Annotated in this window: 2 protein-coding genes; one reads left to right on the top strand and one right to left on the bottom strand. The window is 66.0% G+C overall.

Features of this window, described 5'->3' with window-relative positions:
- On the bottom strand, positions 1–791 hold a 791-nt coding region (locus tag ACFYO2_RS49675; protein ID WP_388364156.1), incomplete at its 3' end, for an RNA-guided endonuclease InsQ/TnpB family protein.
- 50 nt (positions 792–841) lie between these two features.
- On the opposite strand from ACFYO2_RS49675, the gene tnpA reads away from it, so the two are divergent.
- On the top strand, positions 842–1,141 hold a 300-nt coding region (tnpA, locus tag ACFYO2_RS49670), incomplete at its 3' end, for an IS200/IS605 family transposase (RefSeq protein WP_388364154.1).

The raw sequence follows: 1,141 nt of genomic DNA, 5'->3' as shown, positions 1-1,141 counted from the left end.
AGGCGCTGGCGACGCACCTTGCCGTGCAGTTCGGCGACTTTCTCCACAGCGCGCTGGTGGTTGGCGGTACGGTCCTTGGCCTTGCGGTGCGGGAACCGGGACAGGGCCTGCTGCGCGGCTTGGAGTTTCGCGGCGGCCTTACGCCCGTGGCGCGGATTGGGGACGAAATCGCCGCCCGAGTCGGCGAGGAAGTTCGCGATGCCCAGATCGATCCCGACCACGCTGCCGGTCGCGGGCAGCGGCTTTGGCTGTTCCTGTTCGGCGGCCAGTACGACGAACCACCGACGGCCCTCACGCTTGACCGAGACGGTCTTGACCTTGCCGAGCACCGGCCGGTGCTGGTTGACCTTCACATGCCCGACGCCCTGGAGGCGGACGCGGGTGGTCGGGTCGCGCGGGGTGGAGTCCCACCGGCAGCCGTCGCCGTCCTTGGGGAAGTCCACCGTGTCGAACCAGTTCACCCCGCGAAAGCGCGGATAGCCGGGCGTGTTACCGGACTTGACCCGGCGGAAGAACGCGGTGAACGCCTTGTCCAGGCGGCGCAGGGTGGCCTGTTGCGAGCTGAACGACCAGCGGCCCTGACGTTCAGGGTCGAACGCCCGGATCTCCTTGAGCTGCGCGGACTGCATCCCGTACTTGACGGTGGTCTTCGACGGATGCCGCCAGGCGTCGCGGCGTTCCTGCAACGCCGCGTTGTAGAGGGAGCAGTGATTGCGCAGCATCTCGGCGAGTGTCTGGGCCTGGGCCTGGCGGGCGGTGGGTCGCAGGAGGAACTTGTACGCACGGATCAACTCAGCCCACCCCTCCGGTCGAGTTCGCTTGATCCTACTACACTTGGCGTATGTCACCGCGCTGGGAACCAGATCCCGATCTCCGACGAGGAAAACATGTCATTTTCAACCTCCACGCACCCTTGGTGTTCGTCACGAAGTACCGGCGGGAGATCTTCAACGGCGAGATGCTGACGCGCTGCGAGGCGATCATGCGCGACGTGTGCGAGAGCTTCGGCGCGGAACTGCGGGAGTTCAACGGCGAAGGCGATCACGTCCACCTGCTCGTGCACTACCCGCCGAAGATCGCCCTGTCCAAGCTCGTCAACAGCCTCAAAGGCGTCAGCTCCCGCTACCTGCGCGCGGAATAC

The organism is Streptomyces sp. NPDC006602 (assembly GCF_042870385.1).
Classification (GTDB): Bacteria; Actinomycetota; Actinomycetes; order Streptomycetales; family Streptomycetaceae; genus Streptomyces.
This window is presented reverse-complemented; position numbering and strand designations above follow the sequence as displayed.